Annotated in this window: 7 protein-coding genes; all 7 read right to left on the reverse strand. The window is 48.5% G+C overall.

Annotated elements, in window-relative coordinates; translation table 11 throughout:
• Nucleotides 1-32: 32 nt before the first annotated feature.
• Nucleotides 33-866 carry a mannosyl-3-phosphoglycerate phosphatase gene (locus tag A3751_RS03210; RefSeq protein ID WP_068451963.1) on the reverse strand — a complete coding sequence of 278 codons (834 nt, stop codon included), beginning with the start codon at nt 864-866 and terminating at the stop codon, nt 33-35.
• Entirely contained in the window at nt 866-1,849 is a 984-nt protein-coding gene (locus A3751_RS03215; RefSeq protein WP_068451966.1) for a P-loop NTPase fold protein, read from the reverse strand. Before A3751_RS03215 ends, A3751_RS03210 begins: the two co-directional genes overlap by 1 nt.
• A 241-nt stretch (nt 1,850-2,090) precedes the next feature.
• Nucleotides 2,091-3,080: an AgmX/PglI C-terminal domain-containing protein gene (locus A3751_RS03220; protein ID WP_068451967.1), complete on the reverse strand. Its 990-nt coding sequence runs from the start codon at nt 3,078-3,080 to the stop codon at nt 2,091-2,093.
• 30 nt (nt 3,081-3,110) lie between these two features.
• A complete protein-coding gene (locus tag A3751_RS03225) occupies nt 3,111-3,740 on the reverse strand; it encodes a MotA/TolQ/ExbB proton channel family protein (RefSeq protein WP_082863024.1) in 630 nt (209 codons plus the stop codon).
• Nucleotides 3,741-3,799: 59 nt separating this feature from the next.
• Nucleotides 3,800-4,102, reverse strand: a complete 303-nt coding sequence (locus A3751_RS03230) for a hypothetical protein (RefSeq protein ID WP_068451979.1) — start codon at nt 4,100-4,102, stop codon at nt 3,800-3,802.
• Nucleotides 4,102-4,728: a tetratricopeptide repeat protein gene (locus A3751_RS03235; protein ID WP_068451983.1), complete on the reverse strand. Its 627-nt coding sequence runs from the start codon at nt 4,726-4,728 to the stop codon at nt 4,102-4,104. Before A3751_RS03235 ends, A3751_RS03230 begins: the two co-directional genes overlap by 1 nt.
• Nucleotides 4,709-6,998, reverse strand: a 2,290-nt coding sequence (locus tag A3751_RS22620) for a tol-pal system YbgF family protein (protein ID WP_068451987.1), incomplete at its 5' end; no start/stop codon positions are given. The genes A3751_RS22620 and A3751_RS03235, both read right to left, overlap by 20 nt.

Consider the following 6,998-nt stretch of genomic DNA (forward strand, 5'->3'; position numbering starts at 1 on the left):
TTTTGATAAAAATCAGCCATGCTGGTGACACCTCAGGGCAAGTCTAAATTAAGGAAACTGCTTAATGATTCTGCCCAACCGGATGGGCCTGCTTGTGCGCTTCGGATAACGGGAATTCCAGGCGCTAGCTCTATGGTTTTTGAATGCGGGTTTTTAATGATGATCGCCTGATCCGCCGCTTCAAGCATATCGATATCATTGGCACTATCTCCGAGCGCGATGGCGAACTGCGCCTGATTTGGATTCGCCCGACTGTACTGCTGCTTTAACCAGTATAAGGCTTGCCCCTTGTCGTACCCGTTCGTTAGGTGGAAAAACCGACCACCCTTTATCAAATCGTATCCATGCTGCCGTGCATAGTCTTTGAGTTCGGATGCGTCACTATCTTCACCGGTCCACTCTATTGGTTCTGAAAACTCTCTCGCGGCCGCAAGCTCAGCTTGTGCTTCCGTCAAACCGGTGAGTTCAGACAGTTCCAATATCGTCATTTCGGAGAAGGTGCGCATGCTCATTCTAAGAGCCTCTGGCGCGTTCATCACCAGCTCGGTTAGCTTAGACCTTGGGGGCGCAAAGCGCTTGCACCAATATGAACCTGCATCTATCAATGAGTCGTCATTGAAGAGAAAATAGCCCTTTGGGATGTATATTCCAGCACCATTTTCGACCACAAATGGTGTCTCAAGCCCAATCGCGTCTCGAAGGCTAAGAAGCTCAGCTTTGGTCTTGCTAGTAACCGGAACAATCGGCACTCCCTCGCGTTTAAGCGCTTCTAAAGCACCGGCTGCAGCAGAAAATGAATAATCATCATGGTCTAACAGCGTGCCATCCAAGTCAGTAAAAACAATCGATCCTTTAACGCGCGACATCAGCTTACCCTGCCTAAATCAATTCTATGTTCAGCAAACAATCCTTTTGCTCGCATCGTTACAATCTTACGATTATCGTCTAGCTTCCAAACAACATCCGCTTTATCGGCTAACGACGCTAAAACTCGCTCTGTAAGCCGCTGGTAATATTGGATAAACGCATGTATCTCTGCTGGCGTCATACCTACCACTGGAGTGTGCGCCCCTTGCTCATTTTCAGCGGGTTCGCCCGATACCGCTTTCGACTTATTCGTGGCTATCGCCGCACGCATCTTTTCTTCTTGCTCCAAGCGCCAGCTATAAACCGACTCAAAACTTGGTGCTTGGAGAAACAGCCAATAATCGAACATTCTATGAATCTGAGCGTATTCATCTTGGATATACCTATTTACCAGTCTTCGCCAGTTACCATCAGAATCGCGCTCACTTTCAAACTTGTTACAAGGCGAATGCAGTGCGCTTTCCTCCACTGGCTCAACGCCTAAACACCATCCCTCAAGAATTAGGACCTGTGGGTTTTGACTCACCCTGTGCCACTTCTCTTTGGGCTTCAAATCGTCCTTCGACTTATCAAAACTCGGTATTACCTCACCTAAAAGCGCACCCTGCTTGAACTTGGCAAGCACCTCTTGCAGCTTCTCCGTATCGTGAGTTCCCGGTACGCCGCGAGTCTCTAGTAGGGGGTGCAACGTCGCAGCGCGATGAGCACGCCCTGCTTTTGAGAGATAAAAATCATCTAGCGAAATAGTTAGAACCTGAACGCCCTCCGATTTCAGAAAGCATGCAAGGTAATCCGTTAACGTCGATTTACCGGAACCCTGACTCCCAGACAGAGCAATAAGTAAGGATTTATCAGGACTGGAAGTCAAAATAGAGATGAGTGCTTCGGCGACAGGATCAAAATACCGTTTCGCTGTCGATAAGTACGCGTCGGGCAGCATATGTTTGTCGATGAACGCTTGATTATATTCTTTGTCGCGCATAGTCCAAGCCGAATGATTTGTTGTTATCAGGTACTTTATAGTCGTTACCTAGGAGTACTACACTGGTTTAGCACGATGCGTACCAGAGGGAAATATTTTTAAATTTAGTCGCCCGTTCCCTCTTTATAAAGGCGGGGGTACGTGATCCCGATACTAGGGACTCAAAAGACTGCACCAAAATAGCGCAGTCATTGTTTGTCCAGGATAGCGAGCACCACTAACGTGCATGCAGAGTATGAACTTAACTGGGACTAAATTCGAAAGGCAGGTTTTTTTCGATTGCTTTGTTGCCAGATGCACCAAAATTTGTGAGCTTCATTCGAGCGATCAGCTTTGCCACGAACGCATCGTTTTCGAGGGTGTTTTGGACAATGTCGACGCGAGATACCACTCCGTTGGGCTCGATCCGAATAACAAGTTCTAGCATCCCTTCTAGGAAAGGGTCATCGCGCAATGCACGGTTGTAAAGCAGGTTGAATGTGGAGCGTAGCCCTTCAACGACAATTTGAATCTCTTCGTCTTTTCGGGTGTTAGCCTCTTCACGCTCAGCTTTGGCTAATGCGATCTCCTCCGACGTAACTTCAAGCCGCTCCGAAGCGCTCGCTTCCAAGTCGATACTCTGAGTGGCGACGTTCTGTTTGTCCGGTGCGTTAACACCGGACGTTGCGGTTAGCGCCGACTCATTTACGGTATCCACCTTTCTCGCAGAAGCACTGGCAGAACGCTGGCTCGTCGACTTAATAGAGCTAGAAAAGCCATCGGACGACACTGAACTGCTTAATGCTGCCATTTCGCTCTGCATTGCCAAAATGCCGCTTTGTTTTGCTACGTTGCGCGCTTGCTGAATCTGTTTTTCAGTACTTTTCTTGGTCTCTTTGAGCGCTCGAGGCTTCTTAACGGAATCCTTTGGGCTTACCTTTGGAGTAGGCTTCGGGGCAACTTTAGGCTTTGGCTTTGGCGCTTCAACCTTTTTTGGCTCCACGAGTGGAGGTTTCTCCGTCTTAATCGGTTCTATTTTTTTCGCTTTTTCCGCTTTCAGAAGTTTTGCGAGTTGCGGAGGAATTTCTTCCAGCGACTCACGGTCAGGCTCTGGCACTTCGTAGAAATTAACCACAACTGCTACAGTGACAAATATCGCAAACACACAGCCAAGAGAAACGCGAAAGAGCTTTCGCTCCGAGCGTACATCCGACCAAGGCAACGTTTGATGAGAAAGAGAGGAAGACATCATAAATAGCGTGTTATAGCTAATTCCTAACCTCTAATCGCGACTGGAAGCACATAGGTTCAACACCTTGATGCCGGCCATTTCAAAACTATCGACAATCTCATTTGTTTTGGCCTGAAGAAATGAATGGATCAACAAGAGTGGAATTGCTGCCATAAGGCCAAATGCTGTTGTGTTCATGGCGACCGAGATACTTTGAGATAACAGGTTCGCTTTTTGTGCGGGATCAGCATTGGCAACGGCGGTAAATGCTGCAATAAGTCCGATGATCGTGCCTAGCAAACCCAATAACGTAGCAACGTTCGCCAGCATGGCGAGATACGGTGTACGTTTCTCAAGTCGCGGCAAAATCTCCATTAGAGACTCCTCCATTGCATACTCGATTTCGTCCCGAGGGCGACCTGCATTATGCCGAGTGAGACCAATGTCGAGCATTGTTGAGATTGCAGCCTTTCCTTTCCGCGCTTTCTCACCCGCTTTAATGAACTCGTTTTTCAATAGTAGGGGAAGCAATTCATCTTCAAATACTCGGCGGTTTGTTGACTTTGCACCGGTTAAAAAAATAAACCGCTCTACAGCAATCGCCAGACCTATCGCTAAAACAACCGCAATGGGATACATAAAAGAACCGCCATCTTGAAAAAACTTAACCACTGTATCCAATGTTATCTCCCTTTAATCGATTGTTTCTAAGCGTTATTACTAACGATAGATTGAGAATTTTAATTCGTGAAGGATTCGGTCGATACTTTTATATATCTCTCGAAATAAACACGTTCGCGATGTTCGCTGATATCTGTAGGCTTCAGCGCATCGGGCATTTTCTGCGGCGTCAACTCGATCTTCGTTGCGTCTTTGTCACTCGCCACACGCCATGGTAGCGCAACATCAATCTTCGGTAACTCAGAGTTACCTATGATTGCGATGGTTTGCCCTTTTTTAGAGCTAGGCTCCGACGCGTATACAGCCAATCCGCTCAACATAAAAGCCAAAAAGAGACCAGCGTGCAGGAGAGTTTTTAACATTAGGATGCTTTCCTCTTCAAAAGACGCTTCCAGATCTTAACCCTTTTTACATCCTCGGCGTTCGTTTCTTCATCCGCGCCGTCGATAAACGCTTGATAATGATCTTCAGCGAGATCGTACTTCATTAAATACAAATCGTAGATAACCCCAAGTCCATAATGCGCATAGAGTGAGGTATCGTCTAATGCCAGCGCACGCAAATACTCTGTTTCTGCATCTTCGTAGCGTGCGAGGGCTAACAAGGCCTCTCCTTTAAACAATGGGCAGTGGATATTGCTTGGGTCGAGCTCGCAGCCTCTATTGAAGTGCGTTAACGCATCGTCGTAACGCTGTAGCTTCAAGTCGATAACGCCCAAATTGATATGGAGGGGCGCGTTATTTGGATACGTCTTCAGCAAATCTCCAGCAAGTTGTGATGCCGTGTCATAGTCGGCTTCCTGCATCGCTTGCTCAACAGCCTGCATTCTTGGCGCATCTTCAGGGCTTACTTTTTTTGTTGATACCGCACTTATTTGTCTGGGTTGCGCGCCAATGTCGGACGGTGTCTTAACCTGCTGAGTCATACAGCCCGGCAACAAAATTAGCAGGGCTAGTAGACCACAAATTTTAGTAACTAACCGGGGCATGACTTGGTCCTATTATTGGTCGTGCATAAAGACTTGGATTTAGCCGAGCTAGCGCTGCGTAACTGGCACTTATCCACTCATCGGCTCGGTTATTGCCGCGCGTTTTGACATTCTGCTCATGCAACGCGATAGCTTCTTCTTCAATCGGAATTGCTTGTTCTTCCAAAAGAATCGCATACTGTTCTTGTTCAAGCGCACTTAAGCCCGAAGGACGCTCCGAATCCATGATCGCATGCGCTAGCCCTTGATATATGTCCCCCATCTCAAAACGCGCCGCATTCGTATATTCTGCAATCCCGAATTTCACGACGCGCTTATATGCTTCTGTACAACGGTTAAGTGCGGCCGTTTTTTTCTTTAAGCTCGATTTAAAAGGCTGTGAAATTGACATTGCATTGAATGCATCGCGCTCGACTGAAGCAATTCGCAGCGCATTTACCGCCGCTAAACTGGCGCTTCGCTCATCGTCGAGTTTGTTCTCTTCAACATACGAGACGAGCCGTTCAGAGGCGGATCGCGACTCAGCACTACCTGGCTCGGCTTGATCAACCATGAATGACAGCGCTTCAACGGCGAGCTCAGGACGCTCTGGATGACTGCGAAGTAACCACTCATAGCTCTCACGCGCGAGCAGTGGGAAATCGTTAGCTGCATAGTAACCGGCAGCACTGTACGCAGAGTTCGCCGAAAGAGTTCGATCCTTATCAACCAACAACCTCGCCTGCACCATCAATTCGTCAGCCGCCTCCTGCGTTCTACCCAACATCTCTAGAGAAACGATAAGTTGTTGCCGACTTATTTCAGTCAGCTTGTTAGAAGGAAAGGCTTCCAAGAATACTTGATGCATGGCGGCCCCTTGCGCCCAGCGTTTATTCTGAACTGCGACACTAGCACCATTAAATGCAGCATCTGGCGCGAGCGGATGCTGGGAAAACGCATCGAAAATCGACGCATAGTGCTCGATGGATTGTTCAGGTGTCTCTGCCAGTTCCGCTAGCTTAAAGCGCGAATTCGCAATCCCATTTGAAATATCGTCAATGCTGCGGCGCGCACTCTCGGTGACAGCAATGCGCTGAGACTTGGAGACATCTGAATCACCCTCGATTTCTTGGGCCTTGATGATGCTACGCGCTAGTTGATCGGCAGCAAGGTATTGCTGCTCGGCCCGATAAAATCCTGCGTACTCTTCTGCACCGTTATAATACAAGCCTGCAAGGCTGATCGCAGCGGCAAGTCGCTGATTGGGCTCAGCATTTGTGAAGGCATCGTAGCTCTCAAAAAGGCGAGTCGCGCTTTCTTCGTTCCCACTCGAAACATACGCGCTCGCGGTCGCTAGTGCGGTTGTCGCGGCAGCATCGTGCCCAGGAAATGCGCTCAAGTATTTCTGTGCCAATTCAAACCGAGTCTCTGACCATTCTTCAGCCGTATCACTACCGCCAACACCGCGCCCACTCGCCAGATAAAATGCGGCGTACGCAGATTTAGCTTGGTATTGATGCGCTAAGCCGGAATAAGCGGCTGTAGCGTACAGTTCACCGGCCTTGGCTGTCTGGCCCGAAGTTTCAAGCGCTTGTGCTGCCAGATACATGGCCTCGTAGCTCTCTACTGTATTTGGTTTGAGTGCGGCAAGCTGCAAGTAATAACTCGCCGCTTTCTTAGCTTGCTGAACTGTTCTTTGATCTTTCACTTCAGACTCTTGCATACGAACGAAGTTGAGGTGTGCAAGCTCGCCAACAACGACAATAAGGTCGTCTCTTATTGCGTTCTTTGTTTGTGCATCAGAGCGTGCCCAAAACTCTGATCGTATGCCAAACCGATCAACCAAGTTTGCCTTTGCCTTCCAAGACTCGATTGTATGGCCGCCCTGAGCATAAAGCTGTACCGCACGTAAGGAGTAATTGAAAAGCGCCTTATCCAGGGTCGCGCCCTCTGCATAAGCCTCGATCAGCCGAGCTGCATCAAAAAACCGCTGTTTTGTTCCGAACTGATCAACAAGCGCGCGCAACACGATCGGCTCTCGATTGGCACCACCCAACTTTTCAGCCGTGGATTTAATGTTTGCGATTCGGTCGCCATTTTGATTGAGGAGCGCCAAAAGGCGCATTCCGTCCGAAAGCAAGCCAGGCTCCGCAGGTAAGTCAAAACCACGATATGCATTTGGTTTGAACGGGATAATTTCTAGGTCGGTGGTAAACAAGCTGTTATACACGCCAGGGTATTGGTCAAACAAACCGGACAGCGACAACAACGCATCACCTTCACGCTCAAGT

Source organism: Oleiphilus sp. HI0080, assembly GCF_001635135.1.

What these genes read in the sequence shown, in the direction of transcription:
- A3751_RS03210 (WP_068451963.1), bottom strand. Translation starts at nt 866, where the DNA reads ATGTCGCGCGTTAAAGGATCGATTGTTTTTACTGACTTGGATGGCACG.
- A3751_RS03215 (WP_068451966.1), bottom strand. Translation starts at nt 1,849, where the DNA reads ATGCGCGACAAAGAATATAATCAAGCGTTCATCGACAAACATATGCTG.
- A3751_RS03220 (WP_068451967.1), bottom strand. Translation starts at nt 3,080, where the DNA reads ATGATGTCTTCCTCTCTTTCTCATCAAACGTTGCCTTGGTCGGATGTA.
- A3751_RS03230 (WP_068451979.1), bottom strand. Translation starts at nt 4,102, where the DNA reads ATGTTAAAAACTCTCCTGCACGCTGGTCTCTTTTTGGCTTTTATGTTG.
- A3751_RS03235 (WP_068451983.1), bottom strand. Translation starts at nt 4,728, where the DNA reads ATGCCCCGGTTAGTTACTAAAATTTGTGGTCTACTAGCCCTGCTAATT.